Source organism: Sphingosinicella sp. SM1-17 (genome assembly GCF_056821765.1).
In genome coordinates, this window is the sequence record NZ_JBPDIO010000001.1 from 2,015,148 (window position 1) to 2,038,510 (window position 23,363).

Consider the following 23,363-nt stretch of genomic DNA (forward strand, 5'->3'; position numbering starts at 1 on the left):
ACATCGTCAATGGCTTCATCCTCCGGCTCGGCAAGGGCTTCCTCATGGCTCGACGGTCTGGCGATCGGTGCCTCCAGCCTGTGCCTGCTCCACTGCCTGTTCCTGCCGCTGGTCTTCGCCCTTCTTCCCGCCGCCTCCAGGTTGATCGAGCTTCCGGAGAGCTTCCACCTTGCCGCCTTCGTGGTGGCCGTGCCGGCGAGCGCTGTGGCGGTGGTCACGGGCTACCGCCGCCACGGCCTGTGGCTCCCGGCCCTGATCGCCATTCCCGGCCTGCTCCTGCTCGGAATCGGTGCGCTTGGCGGACTGAGCCTCCTCTACGAAACCGGCCTGTCGGTGATGGGTAGCCTGCTCCTGGCCGGCGGCCACCTGGCTAATTGGAAACTGCGCCGCCGGGCCGCCGAGTGCCCGATCGGGCAGACAGCAAGCGGCTGAGGGCGCGGCGTGCGGCCGACCGGGCCGCACCGTCGGCGAGGCGCCAGTCGGACCTTGCATGCGCGGCCTTTCGAATGTTATTACATTACCGTGGCAAGATTCCTGTCCCTGCTGATGATGTTCGCGCTCGTTCTGACGAACGGCGCCGTCGCCACCGCCATGTGCCGCCACGTCGACGATCAGGCGCATGCGCAGGCGATTGCGAGCAGCGACGCCGGGGTGGCCTCGGCCGCCAGGGCGGAGGAGACGGCTGCGGCCGCCGCCAAGAAGGGAACCCTGGTCGACGCCGCCATGGTCCAGCTGGCGGGTTTCCTGTTGCCGCCAAGCCCTTCCGTGCCACTGCCGCAGGCCTCGACCGAGGCACCGCGTCCTGCGATCGAATCGGTCAGACTGGCGAGCCGGGCGATCAGCCCGCTGCTCGAACCGCCGCTCGGCTGAACGCCTCGCTCCGGTGAGGGCGCATAGCGGCTTCTAGCCGGTCCGGCGGTCATTCCGACCGTCCGTGCCTGCCCCAAGATCCGGCCCGAGACGTTCCCATTCTCGTTCGAATTCTGCGCGCGCCGAGCGCGATTCCGCTGTCCTGAGGGGCAGCCAAACAATGGAAACCTGTACACATGCTTCGACTGACCTTGCTCGCCGGAACGGCAGCCGCCATCCTCGCTCCTGCCAGCGCCTTCGCCCAGGCCACTTCCGACGCCGCGCAAAGCCGGCCGGCTCCTGCCGCTCCCCACCATGAGGAATCGCAGGAAATCATCGTCACTGCGTCCTTCGTTCGCGAGCTGAATGTGCTTGCGGGTACCTCGGTCCTGTCCGGCACCGAGCTCCAGCGCGACATCCGCCCCCAGATCGGCGACACTCTGACGCGGCTTCCGGGCGTTTCCGCCACTTCGTTCAGCCCCGGCGCCTCCCGGCCGGTCCTGAGAGGTTTTCAGGGCGAGCGGATCCGCGTGCTCACCGACGGCATCGGTTCGATCGACGTGTCCAACACCTCCGCCGATCATGCGGTGACGATCGATCCGCTCACTTCCGAACGGATCGAAGTGCTTCACGGTCCGGCCGTGCTCCTGTTCGGCGGCCAGGCGATCGGCGGCGCGGTCAACGTGCTCGACCGCCGGATCCCGCGCTCGATCCCGGAAAATGGCGCCCATGTCGACATTCTTGGGGTCTACGGCTCGGCCGCGGACGAGCGCTCGGTCGGCGCCGCCGCGGACGTCGAGCTCGGCAATAGCGGGCTCGTTTTCCACCTCGATGGAAGCTTCAGGAAGACCGACGACCTGCGGGTCGGCGGTTTCGTCCTGTCGCCGACCCTTCGTGCCGAGCAGCTCGAGATTGCGGAAGAGGAAGCGGCGGAAGGCCATGCCGAGGAGGCGGCGGAGGCGCTCGAGCTTGCGGGGCTCCGCGGCCGGCTCCCGAACAGCGCCACCGAGCAGAAGACCCTTGGTGCCGGGGTCGCCCTGATTCGCGATCGCTTCAGTCTTGGCGCCTCGCTGAGCTGGTTCGACACCAGTTACGGGGTGCCGATGCGTCCCGGCGCCGGCCACCATCATCACGAAGGTGAGGAAGGCGAGGAGGAGCATGAAGGGGAGGAGGAGCATGGCGAAGAGGCCGTGACGATCGGCCTCGATCAGCTTCGCTTCGACGTTCGCGGCGAGTTCGAGCTGGGCGGCGGCTTCCTCGACCGGATCAGGCTTCGCTTCGGCGCCGCCGATTACGAACATACGGAGTTCGAAGGCGACGAGGTCGGAACCATCTTCCGTTCCGACGGGATGGAAGGTCGGCTGGAGTTCGTTCAGCGGGACCGCAACGGCTGGCGCGGAGCGAGCGGGGTCCAGTTCGCCACTCGCGACTTCGAGGCGATCGGCGCCGAGGCCTTCGTTCCGCCCAACGAGACCCGGCAGCTCGGCCTGTTCACCTTGCAGGAGTTCGACCTGGGGCAGGTCGGGCTGGAAGCCGCCGCCCGCTACGAGAATGTCGACGTCGGTTCGAACCAGGTCGGCGTCGATCGCAACTTCAACGCCTTCTCGTTCGCGGCCGGCGCGTCCTACGAGCTCGCCCCGCGCACCCGGATCGGCCTCAATCTTTCCCGGACCGAGCGCGCCCCGGCGGCGGAGGAGCTCTTTTCGGACGGGCCGCATATCGCGACCCAGGCCTTCGAAGTCGGCGACCCGACTTTGTCCAAGGAAAAGAGCTGGGGAGCCGAGGCCTATGTCCGGGTCCAGAGGGATCGCTTCACGCTCAACGCCACCGCCTTTGCCAACTGGTTCGACGACTTCATCTACCAGTCGGCGACCGGCGAGGAGGAGGACGAACTTCCGGTCTTCCAATATCTTCAGCGTGACGCCCGTTATTACGGGTTCGAGGTCGAAGCGACCGCGACCCTGTTCGAGGCCGGCGGATTCCGCTTCGTCGCCGATACCGTCGCCGATTATGTGCGCGCCTCGATCCGTGACGGCGGCGGCGCCATTCCGAGAATCCCGCCGCTCCGGCTGCTCGGCGGCATCGAGGCCCAGTCCGATTCGCTTGACGGGCGGGTCGAGGTCGAATGGGTGGACGATCAGGAGCGGGTCGCCGAGTTCGAGACCCCGACCGACGGCCACACGCTCGTCAACGCGTCGATCGCCTGGCGACCCTGGGGACGCGAGCGCGAGGCGGTGCTGATGCTTTCCGCCAACAACATCTTCGACGTGGATGCGCGGCGCCACGCCTCGTTCACCAAGGATTTCGTTCCGCTTGCCGGACGCGACATCCGGCTCAGCGCCAGGCTGAGCTTCTGAGGCGATGGAAACCACTCGGATGGCGCGGGCAGGCCGGCAGGAGGAGCCGGAAGCCCGCGCCGCCGGTGCGCTTCCGCCTTTTGCCGATTATCACCGTCTCGGCATCGAGCGCGGGATTCAGTGGAGCGCGCTTCGCCTCGATCTCCTGGCCCTGCTCTGGGAGACCCGGGAGGCCTGGGGCGCCTATGGGATCGTCGATCGCCTCAGCCGCGAGGGCTGCCGGATCCATCCGAACAGCGTCTACCGTTCGCTCCGAAGCCTCGAAGCGGCGCGACTCCTGGTCCCGATCGTCACCTGGAGCCGCTACGTCATCTCGCCGGACCCGGGCATCGGCTTCTGGGGGGTGGCGCTCTGCTCGGGATGCCGAAGCTTCATCTTGTTTCCGATGCCGGAAGAGGAAAGCTGGCTCTGGGCCGTGGCTCGCGAGGCCGGCTTCCGGCCTCGCCGCGCGGCGGTGGAGTGCGTCTCGACCTGTGCAAGCTGCTCGGCGTCAAGCGGCGGGTGAGAGGGGCTCGATGCGTTCCGTCTGGCTGGCCTTGATCCTTTCCTGCTCCGCCGCCGCTGCGGACGCGAGCGAGCGGGCTCATGAGCGCCTGAATTCGGCCGTGCGCGCCGGGGAGATCCTGCCGCTGCCCTCCGTGGAGGCAAGAATCCTGCCGATGATGGAGGGGCATCGCTATCTCGGCCCGGAGATCGACCTGGAAGGGCGGATCTATCGGCTTAAGTTCCTGAAGGACCGGCGAGTGATCTGGATCGACGTGGACGCCCGAACCGGCCGAGTGATCGGCCGACTGGGCGGCTGAGGAGCCCGGCTCGAACGGCGCACTGGTAACAGGGCCGTATCGACCCTATATTGGCGAGACCGTCCCCCTTGCACCAGGCGCCGGGGCGGCTGAGAGAGAGTTCGTGCTCCCGTCTGATCAAGGAGCCGAAACATGATCCCCAATCCAGACAAGTCGGCGGTCAGTCCCGCCGGCGCCGACGCCCGGAGAGTTGCGGCCGGACATCGTGCGGGTGCCCACAACAAGTCCGTGGCGATGTCCGACCTGCTCACGGTCCTCGAACGGCGCGACCCGGATCTCGAGCCTCGCGACCCCTCTTCTGCCGCGATCGAGCCTTCGAATGTCTCGCGCCTCGCTTCCAATGCGCCCGGCGCGGAGGTCGCGGCGATGCAGGCGCAGTTCCGAAGCGACTTCGCCGGCGGCCTGATGGGCCGCCACCATAACAGCTACCAGCATCGTTCCCGGGTCCTTCGACGGCTCGGCGAGGAAGAACCGTCCTAGCAGCCTGCTTCCGCCGGGATTCTCCGGCGGCGTCAGCCTCAATCGCACGCAGAAGGAGCCTGAGATGGCCAAAGGCCAGAAAAAAGGAAACAAGGAGGCGCGAAAGCCGAAAAAGGCTGCGCCTCCCAAGCGGAATGCCTCCAACCCTTCGACCAAGGGGATCGTGGGCGGGCTAGCGAAGAGCTGAGCCGCCCGAAGAGTGACGGCCAACGATCGTTTTTTGGAAAGGACGACAGATGCAGCTCTCATCCGCCTTGTGCAGGGCCCAGCAGGCCTTTCATAGCAATCGCGCGGCCGATGCCCGGCTCGACAATGTCAGGATCATTGCGACCAACGCAGCGGCGGCCTGGGGGCAGGAAGCGCTCAACGCCGAACGCCGCGAGGCTCGAGGCCTGCGTGCCCGGGAGAATGCCCTGCGCAACTCGACCACCGCCTCCTCGGCGGGCTCGGAAAACCAGCCTTCATCCGGGGATGATCCCGCCAAAGCCTAGGCTGGCGTGCCTGCCCCGGCCGCGTCCGAAGCCGGAGAGGCCCCGGGCTCAGCCCTGCCTTGAATCGCGTAACCGCCAGGGCAGGCTCGGGAGCTTGACCATTTCGCGTCCGCACAGGGTGCATTGGCTGACGAAATAGCCGGCTTCCCAATGGCTCGTCTCGAAGTCGGGCACATGGCGCCCGAACAGGTCGTGGAGGCTCATCTCGCTCTTTCCCGCTTTGGCGCGCCGCGCTTCACTTGCGCCAGCGCATCGTCGAGGTTGGAATAATGGTAACCATCGACATGATAGCGATAGGTCGCGGTGCGGGTGATCCCATTGCGCTCGATCAGCGCAAGTTCGGAATCGCCAGACGACGTCCGATCGCTTTGGCGAGACGGTCCCTCGACCTCCAGCCCGGCTGAATATGCACTACCCATGGGGTTCACCTGTCGTCCTTCCTGCCGTTTTGGCCGTTTCGCAGGCCTTCCGGTCGCCGCCGGTCAATGGAGAATGGCTGGCCGCTCCAGACTGCCGGCAAGCCTCGCCTGCCGCTGATAGGTTCCCGCCATCTTGAGATGCTCGACCCGTTCGCCGCTGTCGGTGGCGATCGCCGCCAGATATTCGGCCCCGATTGCCAGCTGCTCGTAATAAGTGGCCTCGTCCTTCACTCCGAATGGCCCGGCGGCCAGGGACAGGATGTCCGAGCGGTTCCGGAGCCGTAGCTGCCGGCCAATTCCCGACGGATCAAACCCGCCTCCGCCGGAGTCGCGCTCCGGGCCATCATCGCTGCCACGCTGTTGCGGGCCAGCCAGTCGTGGGTTTTCATGGGATCACCTCGATCGGCAAGCGGGAGCACGATCGTCTCTCTGTCACGGGATGCTTGCGGTCAGGATCGGGTGATGCCTGCACTTATAGCATGGCTGGGACCGGTGGGATAGAGCCGCGTCGGAATTCATTCGCTCCACCCACGCTGCGCTTTCAGCGGATGAGCAGCAGGCGCTGTCTCGGATAGTCGACGATGAACCGGGACCAGTTTTGCAGGCTATAGGCGCCGAGGAAGCCGACCGCGTCTAGGCTGGCAAAATAGCCGATCGGCTGCTGGACGATCAGTTGGGGGCTGGCGACCTCCAAGCCGCCCAGGGAAAGTGTTTCACCCTGGAGGACGGGGATCCGGATTTCGCCGCCTGTGCCCCGCGCCGTGAAATGGCGAACGGGCTCGAGGCTCGGATCGCGCTCCCTGAGCTGACGGTAAAATGTCTGGGTGATGTTGACGAACGTCGTCGGTCCTCTTCCGATCGACGCTCCGGTGTCGATCCTCAGCGTGACCGGCAATCCGTTGATCCGCGCCTCCACTCGCGGAATTCCATTGTCGATCTCCATCGGGACGACGACCGCCCGATCGGCTCCCTCGAAATCTTCCGCCCTCCTGGCAAAGGCGATGGCTTCATTCCTCATGTCGAACATGACGGCATGATCCTTGATGACGTCATGGCCGATGATCCCGGCAATGCGCTGCCCTTCGGGCGCCAGCGAACCCGACAGATCGTAGACGGTCGGCTGAAGGTCGCGCGCGACCACGCCGCCCAGGTCGAGCAAAGGCAGTCGCACCCCCCTGACCTCCACCGTTCCGGCAGAGCCCTGAACGGTCGTCCGCTCTGTTTCCGCCAAACCCAGTTCGGCGGCGATGCGGCTGTCCAGGGCGCTTCGATTCGCTCCGGTGTCGATCAGGAACCATAGGGGCCGGCTGCTGCCGATCCGTCCCTCGACGAAGGCGACATAGTTCCGGAACAGCGAGGGCGGAGCAGCAACCGTTGTCGCCGGGTCTCGACGCCCCGGCTCCGCAGATGCACTGAAAGCAAAGGTCGCCAACAGAAGCAGAAGGGGCCTCATTCGCCTTCGAAACTCCCACCACTGAACGATCTTCGCCGCGTCAATCGGAGACGGAGTTTGGAGCTTGATCATAATGGGTCAATCTTCGCAACTTTTGGCAAGCGAAGACTTGCGAAAGCGTCTAGCGGGAGACGACGTCTTTGGGGGGGAGAGCGCTCATGTCCTGGCGACGCCTGGTTGGCCTGGAGGAACAAACCGCCTCCGAGAAGCGAGCGGCGCTGAACGGCGTTTCCCTTTTCTTCGGTGCACTGATCGGCGCCAATCTCGGCACCATCGACCAGATGCCGATTGGCGATTACGTTCTGCTGATCGCGATCATCTGCCTGATCGTCCTTTACATCCACCTGGCTCCGGTGGCGCGCAACCGCTGGACCGTGCTGGCGCAGCTTCTGGCGCTCATCGTCGGCCTGTTCCTTCTCCTCGTCCACGAGGCGGGGGCGTCCGCCTTCGTCGGCCCGCGGCCGACCGGGCATGTCTTCGCTACCATCTGTCTCTGGCTCGTTTCCGTCGCGCTGGTGGAGCTTCGGCCCATTGCCGGCCGCTCGGAGAGTCCGGCCGACTAGACCGGAGCGATCGTGGCCTCCGGTGCGGCAGGCTCCGGACCGAGGTTCGGCAGACCGCCAGCCTGCAAGTCGCAGTCGGCAAGGCATGGCGCGCAACCATGGGCGGGAGTCGCGCGTCTGGTGAACCTGGATGCGCCTGTCACTCGCCAAGACCTTCGCCTTCGGAATGATCGTGCTGGCGAGCGGCTGCGGCTCCGGCGGCGGTCCGCCCGTGTCCGAAGCGGAACGAAGTGCCGGCGCCGAAATCCATGGCCAGCTGCTTCAGGAGTTTGGCGGCGCTTATTCCGGCGACGAAGCCGACTTCGTGGCCGCGGTGGGCGAAAGAGTCGCCAGCGCCGCCGGTCTTCAGGGGCAATGCACCTTCACGCTCGTCAACAGCGACGTCGTCAACGCCTTTGCGGTGCCCGGCTGCTACATCTACGTGACCCGCGGATTGGTGAGCATCGTCAACAGCGAGGGCGAACTTGCCTCGGTACTCGCCCACGAACTCGGCCATATCACCGGCAATCACAGCGAAAGACAGCAACGGCGCTCAATCCTCCGAAGCCTCGGAGTCGCCGCCCTCGGCCTGATCACCGAATCCGAACAGGTCAGCCGGATCGCCTCGGCGGCGGCGGGCTTCTTCACCCTGCGCTATTCGCGCAAGCACGAATATGAAGCCGACGATGCCGGCATCGGCTATCTCCGCGCCGCTGGCTATGATCCCTACGCCGCGGCCGACATGCTCCAGGCGCTTGGCCGCCATTCCGAATTCCTGAGCCGCAGTCGGAGTCGCGACGAAGCCCGGAGTCTTCCCGAATGGGCGGCGACCCATCCGCTGACGGCGAACCGGATCGAGCGATCGCGTGCCAAGGCAGCGGCAACGGGCCTCGATCCCGACCAGCTTCCGGAGCATGAGGCGAACTATCTGCAGGCCGTGGACGGCCTGCTCTATGGCGACGATCCGCGGCAGGGCTTCGTCATGGGCCGGAGCTTCGCCCATCCGGTGATGCGGATCGCCTTCGAGGCTCCGGAAGGCTTTTCGCTGACCAACAGCCCGCAGGCGATCCTGATCGAAGGGCCGGACGGAATCCGTGGCGAATTTGCCGGCGGCAAGCTCCCGGCCGGAGGGCTCGAAGCCTATGCCGAAGCCGTGCTCACCGGCCTGCTCGGCCATGCCCAGGTCAGGATCGGCGCCGGCCGGCGCGAGCGGATCAACCGCGTGCCGGCGATCATCCTGCCCGCGGCGGTCGAGACAGAGCAGGGAAGGGTGAGGATCGCCCTCGCTGCCTACCAGGCGGGCCGGGATTCCGCTTATCACTTCCTCATCATCTCGCCGCCCGGCGCTCAGCAGGAAGACGCGCTGGCCCGGCTCTTCGCCTCGTTCCGGTTGCTGAGCGCCGCCGAGGCGGCAAGGCTTCGCCCGCGACGGATCGAGGTCGTGGCGGTGCGGACCGGCGATACACTGCAGAGCCTCGCGGGCAGGATGGCGGCGGAGCAGCCGGTGGCCCACTTCCTGATGCTGAATGGCCGGGAAGCCTCCGATCCGCTTCGGCCCGGTGAGAGCGTGAAGCTGGTCGTCGGCGGTTGAGCGCCGAGACTCGTTCCTACTGGCTCTGCAAGAGGGATGGATGAGCCTGTCGAAGCAGGAGCGGTTGTGAATGGGCCAGCGCCAGGGTGAAAGACGAGAGCTCCTGGTGTAGCTTGCCGGCATGTGGAGCCGGCTTCTTCTCGCCATAGGATGGTCCTCGGCACTTCTGGTTCCTCCCGGCTCGGGCAAATCTGCCGAGCTTCCCCAGGGCGTCGAAATCATCGCTGGCTCGAGCCTGGACGACATGCTCCGTCAGTGCTCCCGGAGCGCGCCCGAAAAGGGCGAAGGGACGTGGCAGCCGACGCCCCGCAACGTGCTGGACCTCGAAGCCCAGCTCAGGTCTGAGCTTCCACGCCAGCTGAACGGGATCAGCGGGATGCTGCCGTCCGATCGGGATCGGCTGGACGACTTTCCGACAGGCTTCTGGCGGGAATATGTCGGCATCATTCGTCGGGGGCGTCGCTACATCTACGGAAATTTCGGTCCGATCGGCGGGTTTCCCGGTGATTGGGGCCTGGCGATGGAGGGCCCCACCCAGATCTGTGACGGTGGCCCGGTCTTCTTCGGCGCGGAATATGACGTGACTTCGCGAACCTTTACCCATTGGGGGTTCAACGGCCCGCTGGGGTGAGTGGCTCCTCTCCGTGGCGGTCGTGGAACCTGGCCCGGTTGCAGGGCCGCTGAGACTTCGCCGACTCGAGCCACATCGTCCCCCTGATGCCGCTTCCCCAGCTGAAAATCGGCTCGGCCCGGCGTCCTGGCGGGGCTCCAGCAGCGGTTGAGGCGTTGTAGCGCCAGGAGGTTTGGCTGGATGCAGGACGACAGGCCATCGCGACCCGGGGAGGGCGGGCATATGAGCTCCACCGGCGGGACCATCGTTCGAACGTCTGACCCCGACCGGCCCTACAAGGTGGTTCTCGCCCATGAGAAGGCGCAGCCCACCGAGCATGCCTTCGCGACGATGCGGGAGGCCGAGGCCTTCATTCGCCGCAACACGCCGGTTCCGGCGGAACGCTCCACCTTCTTCGACAATCCCGGCAAACAGGGCTGACCCTTGCCGATCACAAGGCGAGGCGGATCAGGGCGAATCCGCCGAGCAGGGCCGTCGTGAAGGCAATGCTGACAAGGTTGAAATGCCGCTCCACCAGCCTCTTCATCGGCGCTCCGAAGCGCCAGAGCAGGGCGGCGACGGCGAAGAACCGTGCGGCTCGAGAGATCGCCGAAGCGAGCAGCAATATGTGGAGCGGCATTGCGGTCGCGCCGGCGGCGATGGTGATCACCTTGAATGGCAGCGGGGTGAAGCCGGCGACGAGCACGATCACCCAACCGTGCTGGTTGAAGCGGGCTGCGAAGTCGGCGAAGCGCTCCTCCAGTCCATAGATGGAAAGGATCAACTGGCCGAAGGATTCGAACAGGAACAATCCGATCGCATAGCCGAACAAGGCGCCAGCGACCGAGGCGAGGGTGCAAACAAGCGCGAAGCGAAAGGCGCGCTGGGGCTGCGCCAGGCACATCGGGGCGAGCAGCGCGTCCGGCGGAATCGGGAAGAAGCTCGCCTCCACGAAAGCGATGAAGGCAAGCCATCGCTCGGCGAACGGATGTCCGCACTTGGCCAGGGTCCAGTCATAGAGTCGGCGCAACATGGGGCCGGTCCATAATTCGGCTGCAGCTTGGTGGAAACTCGGCCGGGTCCGGGAGCGTGAGGCGATAGCGGGATTGACGAGGAGCAGCCGGATCATCAGTCAGGCGGCTTCAAGCCCCGGCTTGGCGAACGGGGCGGGCGCGAACCTCGCCGCCTTGTTCCAGATCCAGAAAGCTTCGATGCCTTCCATGAACAGCGCTTCGACCCTTGCCCTGACCGGCTTTGCGATCCTCGTCGCGTCGGCTTCCCTGGGCTCGGTTGCCCAGGCGCAGGAACATCCACCCGCGGCCGAAGCCGATGACGGGCATTCGGAAGAAGAAGAGGAGAAGATCATCGTCCAGGGCACCCGGACCCGTCGCCGGGTGCAGGACGAGCCCATCCGGGTCGAGGTAATCACGCGCGAGGAGATCGAGGAGAAGCTCCTGATGCGGCCCGGCAATATCGCGATGCTGGTCAACGAAACGGGAGGCGTTCGGGTCCAGGTCACCTCGCCGGCGCTGGGTGCCGCCAACATCCGGGTTCAGGGGATGGAAGGCCGTTACACCCAGCTTCTCGCCGACGGCCTGCCGCTCTACGGAGGCCAGACCTCGTCGCTGGGCCTGCTTCAGATCGCACCCACGGATCTCGGCCAGGTGGAGGTGATCAAGGGCGCCGCCTCGGCGCTCTACGGTCCATCGGCACTCGGCGGAGTGATCAACCTGATTTCGCGGCGGCCGGCGGATCGGCTCGAAGCGGAACTGCTGGCCAACGCCACCACTCGCCGCGGTCAGGACCTGACCGCTTATCTGTCCTCACCGCTGGGCGGCGGCTGGAGTGCCTCGGTGACCGGCGGTGCCCATCGACAGAGCCGGAACGACCTCGACGGGGACGGTTGGCTCGACATTCCCTTCTATGAGCGCTTGACCGCCCGGCCGCGCTGGTTCTGGGAGGGTGCGAACGGCGCGTCGGCCTATGTCACTCTGGGCGCGATGGCGGAGCAGCGCGTCGGCGGAACCCTCCCGGGGCGCACGGTTCCGGACGGTCGCCCGTTCCGCCAGGCGCAGGACACCGACCGGCTGGACGCCGGGCTGGTGGCGGAAATCCCGGTCGAAGGGGTGGGGCGGCTTCACCTGCGCGGCTCCGGAATGAACCAGGACCATCGGCATGTCTTCGGCGAAGTGGTGGAGGATGATCGTCATTCGACCGCTTTTGGCGAAGTGTCTCTGGCCGGCCGGTCGGGCGCGACCTCCTGGGTCGCGGGGCTGGCCTTCCAGGCCGACCGCTTCCGGTCCGATAGCTTTGCGGCCTTCAACTATGATCACGACGTGCCCGGGCTGTTCGGCCAGGTCGAGCAGGAGGTCACGCCTGAGCTGACGCTCGCCGGAAGCGCCCGGCTCGACTTCCACAACGCTTATGGAACGCAGTTCAGCCCGCGCCTTTCCGCGCTCTACCGCCCCGGTCCCTGGACGGTCAGGGCCTCGCTCGGGCGGGGCTTCCATGCGCCGACGCCGTTCGTCGAGGAAATCGAGGCCGCCGGACTGTCGCGGCTCGAGCCGCTCGGGGAGCTGGAGGCGGAGACCGCCGAGACGGCGTCGCTCGACATCGGCTATGCGCGCGGCTCCATCGAGGCGAGGGTCACCCTGTTCGGATCGAACATCGACCGGGCAACCCGGCTGGTGCCGGTCGCGTCCGACCGCGTCCGGCTCGTCAATGTTGACGGCCAGACTCGGATCCGGGGCTCGGAGCTCCTTTTCCGCTACCGCCGGGACGCCTTCACGATCACCGGCAGCTATGTTTATGTGGATTCGAGCGAGCCCGACGAAAGCGGTACCGGGCGCCGCCGGGTGCCGCTGACTCCGCGCCACAGCGCCGGAATGGTCGCGATGTGGGAGGAGCATGGCCGGGGCCGGATCGGGATCGAGGCCTATTATACCGGTCGACAGTCGCTGGACGACAATCCCTTTCGAACCGAGAGCCGGCCCTATCTCCACCTCGGAGTGCTTGGCGAGATCGTGCTGGGCAAGTTCAGCCTGTTCGCCAATGCCGAAAACATTCTTGGCGTTCGCCAGACCCGCTACGATCCGCTTCTCCTCCCTCGGCGAGCGCCGAGCGGGCAGTGGACGGTGGACGTGTGGGCACCGACCGAAGGGTTCGTCCTCAACGGCGGCTTGCGGCTGCGTTTCGGCAGCCGCTAGGCGTTGCTCCGGTGGCTTCGAAGAGACGACTGCGCAATGGGTGGAATGCCGGCTTGGCGCGCGGTACGCCGGGCCGATGCCGTCGGCCGCTTCCCGCCTGTTGAGAAACTTCATGGTCAAGCTCGCAAGACGGCTGGCGATCGCTCTCGTCCTCCTCCTGTTCCTCCTTTCCCTTACCTTCGTCAGCTTGACGCCGACCGTTCCGGTTCAGGGCCGCCCGTCGGCGCAGGACGTTCAGGCCGCTCGACAGGCTTGGGAGCAACTGAAGCTCGCTCGCGGCCAAACTCCCACCCAGCTCCGGATCGACGAGCGGATGATATCGGGACTGTCCGCCCTCGCCCGCGATGCCCTGGGCATCGAGCGGATCGATGCCGGCCTGTCGGAGGAGGGTTTGCGGGCTCGCGCAAGCCTCCCGCTAGCGTTCGGCCTGTGGCTCAACCTGTCGGCATGGGTCAGCGGCGATCATCCGAATTTCCCGCCCTTCCAGCTGACCGTCGGCCGGCTGGATCTGCCCGCCGCGGCCGGCCGGCCGCTTGCCGGCCTGGTCCGGTGGGTGCTCCGCCTCAGGGGCGCGGAGATCCCGCGGCTGGACGACGCCGTCCAGGGCATCAGCATCGGTCGCGACCATGTCCGTGCCGACGTCGCTCTGCCCTCCGGTACGGGCCTGGTCGACGGGGTGCTCGCGGCGCGGAGCGGCGGGGTCGATGCTGCGCTGGTGGAAGCGATCCATTGTCGGGTCGCGACCGCCCAGCAAAGGCAGCCCGTCGGAACGCTTTCGGGCCTCGTCCGGCGCGCCTTCGTGGAATGGCCCGGGACCGACGCCCCCGGCTATGCCCGGGCGGCCTTCGTGGCGCTTTCCCTCGGCGTCGTCGGAGAAAGGGCCGAAGCGCTGATTCCCGGTGGCACCCGGCTGAGGCGGGAATGCCCCTTTCCCGAAGGCGCCGTGCTTCTGCAGGGGCGGGACGATCTCGCGAAGCACTGGATCTTCTCGGCCGCTTTGACCTCGGTGCTGGGCGCCCAAGCCGCCGGGAGTCTGGGCGAGTGGAAGGAATTGGACGACAGCTTGCCGGACGGCTCCGGCTTCTCTTTCGTCGATCTGGCGGCGGATCGGGCCGGCGTCCAGGCGGCGCTTCGTGCGCTGGATCCGCAGACCTCCGTCGCGACCTTGCAGGGCCTCGGCCGGGTCACTGACGACCAACTCCTGCCAAGGGCCCTGCTCGGCGGCGCCGAAGGCCTGGAGGACGTTTCCTTTGTCGAACGCTTCGGAAGCCTTGATCAAGCGCGATATCGCGAAGCGGTTGCCCGGATCGACCGGATCCTGGCCCGGCAGGGGCGGAAATCGCCTCCGAATTGAACGGGATCAGTCGAAAGCGACACCGTCGCGGCGCTGCGCCACGTGCCAGAGCACGCCCGAAGGATCGATCACATAGGCGATCCGCAATCCCCAGGCTTGCATTGCCGGCGCGCTGGGCGACGGCACTCCGAACCGGCCGGGCAGGTCGAGCGCCTCGATTTGCGCCCACCAGCCGTCAAGATCGTCGACCATCAGCTGCATCATGAAATTGGCCGCCCAATCCTCCTGGAAATAGTTTTGAAGGACGAAGCTGCTCGGCCCGATCGCGAAGATCGCCACCTCGCTGTCGAGCAGCTTGGCGAATCCCAGCGCCTCGTAGAAGCGCTTGCTGAGCTCGAAATCGCGGGCCGGAAGGAAGGGCCGCGCCAGTTCGGTGCCGGTGGGGACAGGCTTCACGGCTGCCCCGCCGCGCCCGACTGTGGCCGAAGGTAGCGTTCCAGCCAGCCATGGCGGCAAGATCGGCCTCCCCCACGCCGTAGACCAGCCAGTTGCCGTCGGGCGAAACGGCCGGCGCGGCAATCCGCCCCATCGTCGCGAGGTCGGTCGCCGTCATCGGCCGGGCGAATGCGGCGGGGGCGGCGGCGAGACCCTTGTCCACCAGGGGAGGCTAGAGTGGCAAAGCGACGGGTGCAACTTAGGTTTGGAGGCGAACCGGACCGGCACTAGCGGTTGGATATCCCCTCCTATCGGTGGCGGAGGGCGATTGACGTCGTGCCGGTCGTCCAAGACTGGGCACGATGTAGTAGACGTTCCCGGGCGCGCGCCCGGCGCTGTTCGGCGGCTAGCCCTTGCTGGCGGCCAGGGTGTGGGCGACGATCGCGTTGGCGTGGCCGTGGCCCATGCCATGCTCGTTCTTCAGCATGGCGACCAGTTCCATATGCTTGGCCGGCAGCCGGCTTCGCACCAGGTCCTGCCATTCCGAAACGGGCCGTCCATACTTCTTCTCGATCGATGGGAAGTAAGAGGCGGGTCCTTTCACCGGTCCGTCGGCCATGGCTTGGCTTTGCTCCTTCGCGATCCTTGAAGGCTCCGTCATCGCCTGGCACCGTGCCAATTGCAAACCGGCTGCGGGGCTTCGTTCGCCCCCGGAACAGGGAATGCCCAAGCTTCGGCGATGATCCCAGGCGATGAAGCGGCAGTTCGGGAATGATTCGCGGCACCTGCTCGGCTAAGACCATGCTGATGCTGTCGGCGGCGGGGGTTTTCGAAGTGGTGCGACTCGCGTTCGTTCGGAGGCTCCTGTTCGTCCTTGCCGGCCTTGCCGTCGCGCCCGCGGCGCAGGCGCAGACGGTGGCGGAGATCGCCCAGACCTGCCGCCGGGTCGGCGACGTTCCGAGCCGGACGGGGACTCCGAATTTCATCCGGATCGATCCCGCCGCCGCCGAGCAACTGGCCCGGATCGGGCTGGACCGGGCCGCGATCTTCGAGCGCATGGCCGAGACCTCCATTCCGGAAACGATGGGCTGCTGGGCGATGCCGGTCGGCAATTTCGACAGCCAGCTCATCTCCGTGGGCATGTCGCAATGGAATTTCGGCACCGGCAGCCTCCAACCGGTGCTGGAGCGCTGGCGCGACAGTTTCCGATCACTCCGACGCTTCCGCCGGGCGATGGCCGAACTGGCGCCGAACTATGGGCCGCTGCTCTTTTCGCGGGACTGTCTGGCCGTGCCGGTGCGCGAGCGCTGCAGGGCCGCGATCCTCGCCGCGCACGACAGCGACGGCCGGCTTCATCCCGTCCTGGCGGCCGAGCTGACCGCGATCTTCGAAAGCGATGCCATGCTCCAGGTCCAGGCCGATGCCTATGTGCAGCGGCTGCTGTTCGTGCGCGACGAGCTGATGCGGGTCTTCCCTTCCGGCCCGATCACGATGCGCAAGGTGCGCTGGGCGATCGACACGATCGTCCAGCAGACCCGGCTGCCGCCCGACGAAGACATCGCCCGGCTCCGCCGCAAGCTCGCCGCAATGCCGCCGGCGGAGCGCTGGCCGCGGCTGCGGGCGATCTTCGGCTGGTACCGGGCGCTGGCGGAAACGATCGACCAGGATGGAATCGTTCGCGACTATGCCTGGAATGTCGAGCAATGGAGCTGCCTGATCGATTGGGGCCTGATCGATCCCGAGCAGTATGAGCTGCTTCACCTCACCTTCCTGAGAAGCCGGACCGCGATCGGCAATAGCGGGCGCTGGCAGGCGCTGACCTTCTCCCGTCGGGCGAAGATCATCCTCGGCGTCGGCAGCGTCAGCGGCCGGAGGGACGGCGAATGTCCGGCTGCGGAGATGTCGCGTCACTCGGAGGCCACCGGATGAAGCCGCGGTGGATCAAAAAGGAACGAGGCAGTCTCGGAGCTGGCAAAGTCGAAAGCGGAGCGAAGTGATGAACGAACTCACGGATCCACTGCCCAAGCCGGCCGGCCATTATTCCAAGGCGGTCAGCGCCGGCGACCTGATCTTCACCGCCGGGCACCTGCCGGAGCGCGCCAGCGAAGGCGCCCATGAAGGGCTGTCGTTCGAGGAGCAGGTCCGGTCTGCCTTCCGGGGCCTGTTCGCCACCCTGGCCGCGTTCGGCGCCGGCCCGGCGGACGTGGTCAAGGTCACCGCCTATGTCGTCGACGTGGAGAGGTGGGGCGAGTTCAACCGACTCTTTGCCGAAGCCTTCGGCGAGGACCGCCCGGCGCGAACCGTTCTTCCGGTTCCCGAACTCCATCATGGCTGTCTGGTCGAAATCGAGGCGATCGCCGCCCGGCCGGGCCTTGCTCATTCATCGTCCTCGCATGCCGTTGGGGGCGCTTCGGCTTGACCGCTGTTGCGGTCGCAGCGAATGCCGCGCGTTCGTAGAGCGGGTGGAGGACCTGCGACCGGAGGCGCGGTTTCGCCGGGGTGACGCATTGATCGATCCTTGGACAATCCTTCTCGCCGGCGGGGCGGGCGTGGTCGGCGGCGCGATGAATGCGCTTGCGGGTGGCGGCACCTTTGCGACCCTGCCGGCGCTGATCGCGCTGGGGTTGCCGGCCAACATCGCCAATGCGACCTCCAATGTCGCCTTGCTTCCGGGGGCGGCAACGAGCGCCTGGACCTTTCGCGACGAGCTCGGTCCCGTGGCAGGCCTTTCGGTCCGGTTGCTCGCCGCGCTGACCTTTGCGTTCGGACTGGTCGGAAGCCTTCTCCTCGTTCTCACGCCCACCGAGACGTTCGACGTCATCATTCCCTGGCTTCTGCTATTCGCTTTCGTCGTCATGGCGTTCGGCAGGCGCGCCGCCGACTGGCTCCATTCGAGGGTGACGATCGGCCGGCCGACGCTGATCGCGACCCAGGCGCTGCTCGGGATCTATGGCGGCTATTTCGGCGGCGGGGTGGGGCTGATCCTGACCGCCATTTACGGCCTGCTCGCCAACATTCGGCCGCGCGAGCTGTTCGCGATCCGGACGACGATGCTGGCGGTGGCGAACTTCGCCGCCGCCTTCGTTTTCATCGGCTTTGCAATGGTGTGGTGGTGGGCGTGCCTGCCGATGCTCGCCGGGGCGATCGTCGGCGGCCGCCTGGGGGCGCTGCTTGGCAAGAAGCTGTCGCACCGCGCCGTACGCATCTGGACCTTGCTGGTCACGGCCGCGACGACCTTCGTCTTCTTCGTTCGGGCTTATGGCTGAGGGAGGTTGGCGGCTCCCAGCACCACGGCCGATCCCGAACTCCGTCGAGCCTTCGTGAAGGGTGGCGGGACATTGTAGCGTCGGCCACGATCTCGGCTAAGGTCGTCGAATGATCAGGAAAGGCGCGATCGCTTCTGCAGGGCTCATCCTCTTGCTGCTGCTTGCCGTGATCGCCGCCATCTTGTGGCCTGTCAGTGCGGCTCCATTCAGGGACGGTCCACGCGATTATCTCCTGCGCAACGTGCACGTGGTGGATGTCGAGAGCGGGATTGCGAGCGGCCCGACATCGGTCCGAATCCGCCATGGCGTCATCGCGGCCATCGGAGAAGATGCGGGCACTTCGGACGACGCGGCGATCGACGGGGGTGGCGGATATCTGATCCCGGGCTTGTGGGACATGCACGCCCACACCTTCCAACTCTCTCCCCAGATGCATCTACCGCTCTTCCTCGCTAACGGCGTGACGAGCCTTCGCGACATGATGGACTGCCCCGGCGAGCAGGACAGCCTCATCGCTTGCGTCAACGACAAGCGCGCGTGGAACTCGGCCGTGGAAGCCGGCCGGATGGCCAGTCCGAGGATCGTCAGTGTTGCGAGCTACTATCTGGAGAATTCGGAACTCACGGCCGCCGAGGTTTCGGGCCGAGTGCGTGAAGCTGCGCTTCGGGGGATCGACGAGGTCAAGGTGTATAACCGTCTTTCCCGCTCTGCTTATTCAGCGGCGGCCGCGGAGGCCCGGCGAACAGGCCTTCGGCTCGTCGGTCACCTGCCCAGGGCGGTCAGCCTCGAAGAGGCGCTTGCGGCGGGCCAGCGCAGCTTCGAGCACGCTCATCTGCTTCCGAGGCACTGTTTCGATGGAGCGGCTGCCTGGCGGAGCGGAGAACTGGATCAGACGAACCGGACGTTGATCGCGGAGGCAATCGTCAGAGATCATGATCCGGAGCGATGTGAGCGAGCCTTCGCCTTGCTGGTCGAGGCTCAGGCTTGGCTCGTGCCGACCCACGTAACCAGAGAAGAGGATGCCAGGGCAGGCGAGGGACGCTTCATCGATGATCCACGCCTGGTCTATCTGGACCCGCTGTCGAGATGGGCGTTTCGAGACGATCTGGCTTCCACTCGGTCAGCCTTTCCCGGCGAGCGGGGAGAGCAGGTGCTCCGTGACTATTTCGAACTTGGGCTGCGCCTGACCGGCGCTGCGCATCGGGCGGGCGTGCCCATCCTGGTCGGCACCGACACGGCGATTGGTGGCTTTCGTTATCATGACGAACTGGAACTGCTGGTTCGCTCCGGTCTCTCTCCCTCCGAGGTGCTGCGGTCCGCGACGATCCAGGCTGCCCGCTATGCGGGCGTTGAAGAGGCCTCCGGGTCTGTGTCCGTTGGGAAGGCGGCCGACTTGGTGCTGCTGGACTCGAACCCATTGGTGGATATCCGCAACGCCCGAAGGATCAGGGCGGTCATGGTTGCCGGTCGGTTCTACGGCCGCCAGGACCTTGACGAACTCCTCAGTTTCACCCGGAGGCAGGCAGCCCGGCCCGACAACTGGGTCAAGCTTCTGTGGGGCCTCGCACGCAGTTCCGTGGCGTCGGACTTGTAGTCGATTCCAGCGGGCAAATGTCCGCTTCCCCTTGGGAAGAACTTGGTCATAGCTCGCATGACTCGACGGGCGATCTCGCCCGATCTTGCCGGAGCGACATTGCGGCTTATGACGATGGCATCCGGTTGAGAGGGGGAGGGAGCATGAATCGCGCCGCTTTGTTCACGGGGGCGCTGCTGGCGCTCGCTACGCCGCTCATCGCCCAGACGCCGCCGGCCGCGACCGGCGCAAGCGCCGATCCCGCGCCCGGACCGAGCAGCGTCTTCGACGCCAACGACCTGTTCGGCCTCGAAGTCGCCGACAATCCGCGGATCAGCCCTGACGGCAGCCAAATCGTCTATGTCCGTCAGTCCGGCGACATCATGACCGACCGGATTCGCTCCACCCTCTGGCTGATCGACACCCGCACGGGCGAGCAGGCGCCTCTGGTTGCCGGACCCGGCAACCATTTCTCCCCGGTCTGGTCTCCGGACGGCCGACGCCTCGCTTATATTTCGACGGCCGAAGGCGGCGCCGCGCAGCTCTACGTGCGCTGGCTGGACAGCGGCGAATCCGTCCGGATCACCGGGCTTCCGAACAGCCCAAGCAGCATCGCCTGGTCGCCCGACGGCCGGCAGCTCGCTTATCTGATGCTGGTGCCGGCGGAAGCGCCGAAGCTCGGCCGGACTCCCAATCGGCCGGAAGGCGCGCAATGGGCGGAGCCGCTCCAGCAGATCACAGCCGTCACCTACCGGGCGGACGGTCAGGGGCTGATCCGCCCCGGCTTTCGCCACCTCTTCGTCGTTCCCGCGGAGGGCGGCGCCCCAAGGCAGCTGACCCGCGGCGATTTCCATCATGACGGGCCGATTTCTTGGAGCCGTGACGGGCGAACGCTCTATCTCAGCGCCAATCGCGAACCGGACTGGGAGCGCGAGCCCGAGCAATCGGACATCTATGCCGTCGAGACGGCGTCCGGAATCATGCGGCGGATCACCGATCGCTCCGGCCCGGACGGAAGCCCGGCCGTGTCGCCCGACGGCCGGAGCATTGCCTATATCGGCTACGACCATCGGCCCCACGGCTACACCCAGAACCGCCTCTACGTGATGGACGCCGACGGCTCCAATGTAAGGGCCCTGACCGAGCGGCTGGACCGCGACGTCGGCGCCCCCGCCTGGGCGGCGGACGGCCGTTCGATCTTTGTCCGCTATCAGCGCGAAGGCCTGGGCCGGGTCGCCCGGATCGGCCTCGACGGCAGCGTTCGGGAGTTCGAAACGGGCCTCGCCGGCGCCGGGCTCGACCGGCCTTATTCGGGGGGAACGTTCAGCGTCGCCCGCGACGGCAGCCTCGCGGTCACCACCGGCAGCGCCACCCGCCCGGCCGACATTGCCCTGGTCCGCGGGACAAGCACCCGGATGCTGACCGACCTCAATCGCGACCTGCTCGGCCACAAGCGGCTCGGCGAGGTCAGGCATATCGCGGCGACATCCTCGGCCGACGGGCGAGCGATCGATGCCTGGCTGACGCTTCCGCCCGGCCATTCGCAAGGACAGCGCCATCCGCTGATCCTCGAAATCCATGGTGGGCCGTGGCAGGCCTATGGCCCGAACTTCGCCACCGACAATCAGCTGTTCGCGGCCGCCGGCTATGCCGTGCTTTCGGTCAACCCGCGCGGCTCCACCTCCTACGGGCAGGAATTTGCCGACCTCATCCACCTCGCTTATCCGGGTCAGGATTATGACGACCTGATGAGCGCGGTCGATGCCGCGATCGCCGCCGGCTTCGTCGATCCCGACCAGCTCTACGTCACCGGCGGGTCGGGGGGAGGCGTCTTGTCGGCCTGGATCATCGGTCAGACCAACCGCTTCCGGGCAGCGGCGGTCCAGAAGCCGGTGATCAACTGGACGAGCTTCGCCCTGACTTCGGACGGCGTTGCCGGCTATTCGCGCTACTGGATGGGGGCCATGCCCTGGGAAAATCAGGAAGCCTATTGGCGCCGTTCGCCGCTCTCGCGGGTCGGTAGCATCGCAACGCCGGCACTGGTCATCGTCGGGACCGAGGATAACCGGACTCCGCCGAGCGAGGCCGAGCAGCTGTACAATGCGCTTCACCTGCGCGGCGTGCCCACCGGTCTGATCCGGATTCCGGGCGCGACCCACAATCTGGTCGGCCGGCCCTCACAGAATGCGGCGCGGGTAAGCGCCATCCTCGACTGGTTCGGCCGCTACCGTACGAACCGCTGGCAGCCGCCGGCCTCGGCCGGGGGGCAGTAGCTCGAGGTTCGCCCGGAGCGGGGGCCGTTCCGAGAGACGATGGGTTCCGGGTCCGGCCGCTCGGCTGCCGGACCCGGGAGCCCAGTCGCGGCAGTCAACGCGCGGCGAGCATCTCCACCATCGCATCGAACCGACCCTCGCGCTCGGCCCAGCGAAGCGGTTTGACGTTCTCGACCAGGATTTCCGGCGGCGTCGGCTGGAGCTGGAACAGGGCCATGGCTTCGTCGATGAAGGCGTCCAGGGGCATGTAGCCGGCCCGCGTCGATTGGCCGGGCGTGAGCTCGGTCTGGACCCCCGGCGGCACCAGCTCGATCACCTCGGTCCGGCCCTTGAGCTTCGCCCTCAGGGCAACGGTGTAGGAATGGAGCGCCGCCTTGGTCGCGCTATAGGTCGGGGCCGCCGCCATCGGCACGAAAGCGAGCCCCGAGGTGACGTTGACGATCGCCGAGTCCGGCCGGCTTGCCAGGTGATCGACAAGGGCATCGATCAGCCGGATCGGACCCAGAAGATTGGTGACGATCGTCGCTTCCGCATCGGCGAGGTCACGGCTGCGGCCAGCCTCCTCGCGGCGCATGATGCCGGCATTGTTGACGAGGATGTTGAGCGAAGGATGGGCCTCCGTCACCCGGGCGGCGAAGGCCTCCAGGGCGGCGGGATCCTCCACGTCGACGGGGACGGCGTGCATGCCCTGACGGCCGGCGATCGTTTCCTCCAGCGCCTCCATCCGGCGGCCGGCGACGATCACTTCGTTGTCGAGCGCATGGAAGCGGCGGGCGAGCTCGCGCCCGATGCCGGAGCCGCCGCCAGTGAGGAGGATCGTGTTTCCTGTGAGTTTCATGCTCTGCTCCTGTATCTTCTGCTGCGACGATGCCGGTCCGCTGGGTCAGATGACGTTGCTGGCAGTCGGGCGGACGATGATCTCGCTGACGTCGACATCGGTCGGCTGCTCGATCGCGAAGCGGATCGCGCGGCCGATCGCATCGGCGCCGAGCGCAGCCTCGCGAAACGCTTCCATCATCTGCTGGGTGCCGGGATCGCTGATCGTGTCGGCGAGTTCGGATGCCACGACCCCCGGCGAGATGATGGTGGCGCGAAGATCCTTATGCTCCTGACGGAGACCGTCGGTGATCGCCCACACCGCGAACTTGGTCGCGCAATAGACGGCGCCGGTCGGCACCACATAATGGGCGCCGAGTGAAGCGACGTTGACGAAATGGCCCGAGCCCTGTTCGCGGAAAAGGGGAAGGGCAGCGGCGATGCCGTTCAGGACGCCGCGAACATTGACGTCGATCATCCAGTCCCAGTCGTCGACTCGAAGCGAGGCGAGCGGCGACAACGGCATCACCCCGGCATTGTTGACGAGCACGTCGATCCCGCCGAAGCGCGCCTTCGCTTCGGCGACGAAGTCGGCGAATCCGGTGCGGTCGGTCACGTCGAGCGGTGCCCAGGCAACCTGCTCGCCAAGCTCCTCGGCGAGGCGCTCGAGCCGGTCGGTCCGGCGGGCGCCGAGCATCAGCCGGGCGCCGGCCGCCGCAAGCTCGCGCGCGGTCGCTTCGCCGATCCCGCTCGAGGCGCCGGTGATCAGGACGGTCTTGCTGGAAAGGTCGGTCATGGGTCTGCTCCATCCTTGGTGTGGAAAGGGTGCAGCCCGGATGGCTCAGGGCGGGTGCGGAGCGTTAGACCGATGCTCCACGATTCTTGCCCGATCCGACGAGCGAGCG

The 23,363-nt window shown here is 66.6% G+C and carries 28 protein-coding genes; 18 read left to right on the forward strand and 10 right to left on the reverse strand.

Going from position 1 to position 23,363, the window contains the following annotated elements:
• Positions 1 to 9: 9 nt before the first annotated feature.
• The 7 genes from ACRYLT_RS10095 to ACRYLT_RS10125 all read left to right on the forward strand — a co-directional run bounded on the left by ACRYLT_RS10095 (position 10) and on the right by ACRYLT_RS10125 (position 4,980).
• Positions 10 to 432, forward strand: coding sequence for a MerC domain-containing protein (locus ACRYLT_RS10095; RefSeq protein ID WP_482663966.1), 423 nt, complete (start codon positions 10 to 12; stop codon positions 430 to 432).
• Between the two features lie 90 nt (positions 433 to 522).
• The gene (locus ACRYLT_RS10100) at positions 523 to 870 is read left to right on the forward strand and encodes a hypothetical protein (RefSeq protein WP_482663967.1); all 348 of its coding nucleotides are present in this window, start codon (positions 523 to 525) and stop codon (positions 868 to 870) included.
• 176 nt (positions 871 to 1,046) lie between these two features.
• Positions 1,047 to 3,206 carry a TonB-dependent receptor gene (locus ACRYLT_RS10105; RefSeq protein WP_482663968.1) on the forward strand — a complete coding sequence of 720 codons (2,160 nt, stop codon included), beginning with the start codon at positions 1,047 to 1,049 and terminating at the stop codon, positions 3,204 to 3,206.
• Between the two features lie 19 nt (positions 3,207 to 3,225).
• On the forward strand, positions 3,226 to 3,711 hold the full coding sequence (locus tag ACRYLT_RS10110; protein ID WP_482663969.1) for a hypothetical protein: 486 nt from the start codon (positions 3,226 to 3,228) through the stop codon (positions 3,709 to 3,711).
• A gap of 10 nt (positions 3,712 to 3,721) precedes the next feature.
• Positions 3,722 to 4,009, forward strand: a complete 288-nt coding sequence (locus tag ACRYLT_RS10115) for a PepSY domain-containing protein (protein ID WP_482663970.1) — start codon at positions 3,722 to 3,724, stop codon at positions 4,007 to 4,009.
• Positions 4,010 to 4,141: 132 nt separating this feature from the next.
• The gene (locus ACRYLT_RS10120) at positions 4,142 to 4,489 is read left to right on the forward strand and encodes a hypothetical protein (protein WP_482663971.1); all 348 of its coding nucleotides are present in this window, start codon (positions 4,142 to 4,144) and stop codon (positions 4,487 to 4,489) included.
• Positions 4,490 to 4,725: 236 nt separating this feature from the next.
• Positions 4,726 to 4,980: a hypothetical protein gene (locus tag ACRYLT_RS10125; protein WP_482663972.1), complete on the forward strand. Its 255-nt coding sequence runs from the start codon at positions 4,726 to 4,728 to the stop codon at positions 4,978 to 4,980.
• A gap of 48 nt (positions 4,981 to 5,028) precedes the next feature.
• On the opposite strand, the gene ACRYLT_RS10130 is transcribed toward ACRYLT_RS10125, so the two are convergent.
• The 5 genes from ACRYLT_RS10130 to ACRYLT_RS10150 all read right to left on the reverse strand — a co-directional run bounded on the left by ACRYLT_RS10130 (position 5,029) and on the right by ACRYLT_RS10150 (position 6,852).
• Positions 5,029 to 5,184 (reverse strand): hypothetical protein, encoded by a 156-nt coding sequence (locus ACRYLT_RS10130; RefSeq protein WP_482663973.1) that lies wholly within the window; start codon positions 5,182 to 5,184, stop codon positions 5,029 to 5,031.
• Entirely contained in the window at positions 5,181 to 5,399 is a 219-nt protein-coding gene (locus tag ACRYLT_RS10135) for a hypothetical protein (protein WP_482663974.1), read from the reverse strand. The genes ACRYLT_RS10130 and ACRYLT_RS10135 overlap by 4 nt, the downstream gene beginning before the upstream one ends.
• Before the next feature lie 63 nt (positions 5,400 to 5,462).
• Positions 5,463 to 5,630, reverse strand: a complete 168-nt coding sequence (locus tag ACRYLT_RS10140; protein ID WP_482663975.1) for a hypothetical protein — start codon at positions 5,628 to 5,630, stop codon at positions 5,463 to 5,465.
• Positions 5,627 to 5,788, reverse strand: coding sequence for a hypothetical protein (locus tag ACRYLT_RS10145; RefSeq protein ID WP_482663976.1), 162 nt, complete (start codon positions 5,786 to 5,788; stop codon positions 5,627 to 5,629). Before ACRYLT_RS10145 ends, ACRYLT_RS10140 begins: the two co-directional genes overlap by 4 nt.
• A gap of 152 nt (positions 5,789 to 5,940) precedes the next feature.
• Positions 5,941 to 6,852, reverse strand: a complete 912-nt coding sequence (locus tag ACRYLT_RS10150; protein ID WP_482663977.1) for an aspartyl protease family protein — start codon at positions 6,850 to 6,852, stop codon at positions 5,941 to 5,943.
• Positions 6,853 to 7,010: 158 nt separating this feature from the next.
• On the opposite strand from ACRYLT_RS10150, the gene ACRYLT_RS10155 reads away from it, so the two are divergent.
• From ACRYLT_RS10155 to ACRYLT_RS10170, 4 genes are all read left to right on the forward strand, one after another.
• On the forward strand, positions 7,011 to 7,415 hold the full coding sequence (locus tag ACRYLT_RS10155) for a hypothetical protein (RefSeq protein ID WP_482663978.1): 405 nt from the start codon (positions 7,011 to 7,013) through the stop codon (positions 7,413 to 7,415).
• 130 nt (positions 7,416 to 7,545) lie between these two features.
• The gene (locus ACRYLT_RS10160; RefSeq protein ID WP_482663979.1) at positions 7,546 to 8,985 is read left to right on the forward strand and encodes a M48 family metalloprotease; all 1,440 of its coding nucleotides are present in this window, start codon (positions 7,546 to 7,548) and stop codon (positions 8,983 to 8,985) included.
• Positions 8,986 to 9,106: 121 nt separating this feature from the next.
• Entirely contained in the window at positions 9,107 to 9,616 is a 510-nt protein-coding gene (locus tag ACRYLT_RS10165) for a hypothetical protein (RefSeq protein ID WP_482663980.1), read from the forward strand.
• 222 nt (positions 9,617 to 9,838) lie between these two features.
• Positions 9,839 to 10,036 (forward strand): hypothetical protein, encoded by a 198-nt coding sequence (locus ACRYLT_RS10170; RefSeq protein WP_482663981.1) that lies wholly within the window; start codon positions 9,839 to 9,841, stop codon positions 10,034 to 10,036.
• 10 nt (positions 10,037 to 10,046) lie between these two features.
• Here the strand turns inward: ACRYLT_RS10170 and ACRYLT_RS10175 are convergent, their stop codons facing one another.
• Entirely contained in the window at positions 10,047 to 10,724 is a 678-nt protein-coding gene (locus tag ACRYLT_RS10175; protein ID WP_482663982.1) for a YqaA family protein, read from the reverse strand.
• A 91-nt stretch (positions 10,725 to 10,815) separates the two neighbouring features.
• On the opposite strand from ACRYLT_RS10175, the gene ACRYLT_RS10180 reads away from it, so the two are divergent.
• Both ACRYLT_RS10180 and ACRYLT_RS10185 read left to right on the forward strand, forming a co-directional pair.
• Positions 10,816 to 12,801 carry a TonB-dependent receptor plug domain-containing protein gene (locus ACRYLT_RS10180; protein ID WP_482663983.1) on the forward strand — a complete coding sequence of 662 codons (1,986 nt, stop codon included), beginning with the start codon at positions 10,816 to 10,818 and terminating at the stop codon, positions 12,799 to 12,801.
• A gap of 112 nt (positions 12,802 to 12,913) precedes the next feature.
• Positions 12,914 to 14,155, forward strand: a complete 1,242-nt coding sequence (locus tag ACRYLT_RS10185) for a hypothetical protein (RefSeq protein ID WP_482663984.1) — start codon at positions 12,914 to 12,916, stop codon at positions 14,153 to 14,155.
• Between the two features lie 6 nt (positions 14,156 to 14,161).
• Here the strand turns inward: ACRYLT_RS10185 and ACRYLT_RS10190 are convergent, their stop codons facing one another.
• Both ACRYLT_RS10190 and ACRYLT_RS10195 read right to left on the reverse strand, forming a co-directional pair.
• Positions 14,162 to 14,551: a VOC family protein gene (locus tag ACRYLT_RS10190; RefSeq protein ID WP_482663985.1), complete on the reverse strand. Its 390-nt coding sequence runs from the start codon at positions 14,549 to 14,551 to the stop codon at positions 14,162 to 14,164.
• 385 nt (positions 14,552 to 14,936) lie between these two features.
• Positions 14,937 to 15,191 (reverse strand): DUF4287 domain-containing protein, encoded by a 255-nt coding sequence (locus ACRYLT_RS10195; RefSeq protein ID WP_482663986.1) that lies wholly within the window; start codon positions 15,189 to 15,191, stop codon positions 14,937 to 14,939.
• Between the two features lie 140 nt (positions 15,192 to 15,331).
• On the opposite strand from ACRYLT_RS10195, the gene ACRYLT_RS10200 reads away from it, so the two are divergent.
• The 5 genes from ACRYLT_RS10200 (at position 15,332) to ACRYLT_RS10220 (ending at position 21,642) form a co-directional block, all read left to right on the forward strand.
• Positions 15,332 to 16,459: a hypothetical protein gene (locus ACRYLT_RS10200; protein ID WP_482663987.1), complete on the forward strand. Its 1,128-nt coding sequence runs from the start codon at positions 15,332 to 15,334 to the stop codon at positions 16,457 to 16,459.
• Positions 16,460 to 16,526: 67 nt separating this feature from the next.
• Positions 16,527 to 16,949 (forward strand): RidA family protein, encoded by a 423-nt coding sequence (locus ACRYLT_RS10205; protein WP_482663988.1) that lies wholly within the window; start codon positions 16,527 to 16,529, stop codon positions 16,947 to 16,949.
• Between the two features lie 88 nt (positions 16,950 to 17,037).
• Entirely contained in the window at positions 17,038 to 17,796 is a 759-nt protein-coding gene (locus ACRYLT_RS10210; RefSeq protein WP_482663989.1) for a sulfite exporter TauE/SafE family protein, read from the forward strand.
• Between the two features lie 109 nt (positions 17,797 to 17,905).
• Positions 17,906 to 19,390: an amidohydrolase family protein gene (locus ACRYLT_RS10215; RefSeq protein WP_482663990.1), complete on the forward strand. Its 1,485-nt coding sequence runs from the start codon at positions 17,906 to 17,908 to the stop codon at positions 19,388 to 19,390.
• Positions 19,391 to 19,533: 143 nt separating this feature from the next.
• Positions 19,534 to 21,642 carry a prolyl oligopeptidase family serine peptidase gene (locus ACRYLT_RS10220; RefSeq protein WP_482663991.1) on the forward strand — a complete coding sequence of 703 codons (2,109 nt, stop codon included), beginning with the start codon at positions 19,534 to 19,536 and terminating at the stop codon, positions 21,640 to 21,642.
• A gap of 94 nt (positions 21,643 to 21,736) precedes the next feature.
• On the opposite strand, the gene ACRYLT_RS10225 is transcribed toward ACRYLT_RS10220, so the two are convergent.
• Together ACRYLT_RS10225 and ACRYLT_RS10230 are read right to left on the reverse strand one after the other, a co-directional pair.
• On the reverse strand, positions 21,737 to 22,480 hold the full coding sequence (locus ACRYLT_RS10225) for an SDR family oxidoreductase (RefSeq protein WP_482663992.1): 744 nt from the start codon (positions 22,478 to 22,480) through the stop codon (positions 21,737 to 21,739).
• Positions 22,481 to 22,525: 45 nt separating this feature from the next.
• The gene (locus ACRYLT_RS10230) at positions 22,526 to 23,254 is read right to left on the reverse strand and encodes an SDR family oxidoreductase (protein ID WP_482663993.1); all 729 of its coding nucleotides are present in this window, start codon (positions 23,252 to 23,254) and stop codon (positions 22,526 to 22,528) included.
• Positions 23,255 to 23,363 lie beyond the last annotated feature (109 nt).